General features: G+C 59.9%; 1 protein-coding gene. It reads right to left on the bottom strand.

The window, feature by feature from the left end:
- The coding region (locus BQ8794_RS29160) for a TCP-1/cpn60 chaperonin family protein (RefSeq protein WP_280174628.1) at positions 1-312 on the bottom strand (312 nt) is incomplete at its 3' end.
- Positions 313-374: the final 62 nt, after the last annotated feature.

Below are 374 nucleotides of genomic sequence, written 5' to 3'. Positions count from 1 at the left end.
GTGGCCTTCCTGGACGATCGACTGAGCCAGAACGGTTGCGGTCGTGGTGCCGTCGCCGGCAATGTCGTTGGTCTTCGAAGCGACTTCGCGGACCATCTGCGCGCCCATGTTCTCGAACTTGTCTTCAAGCTCGATTTCCTTGGCGACGGTGACGCCGTCCTTGGTGATGCGCGGTGCGCCGAACGACTTGTCGATGACGACGTTGCGGCCCTTGGGGCCGAGCGTGACCTTCACTGCGTCGGCGAGGATGTTGACGCCGCGCAGCATGCGCTCACGGGCATCGCGGGAAAATTTTACGTCTTTGGCAGCCATTTTTAGCTCCTGGCAGGGGCTTGAATTGAGCCCGAAGATTTAAGTGACGGTGAGGCCGATAT

Source organism: Mesorhizobium prunaredense, from assembly GCF_900156895.1.
Lineage (GTDB): Bacteria > Pseudomonadota > Alphaproteobacteria > Rhizobiales > Rhizobiaceae > Mesorhizobium > Mesorhizobium prunaredense.
This window is presented reverse-complemented; position numbering and strand designations above follow the sequence as displayed.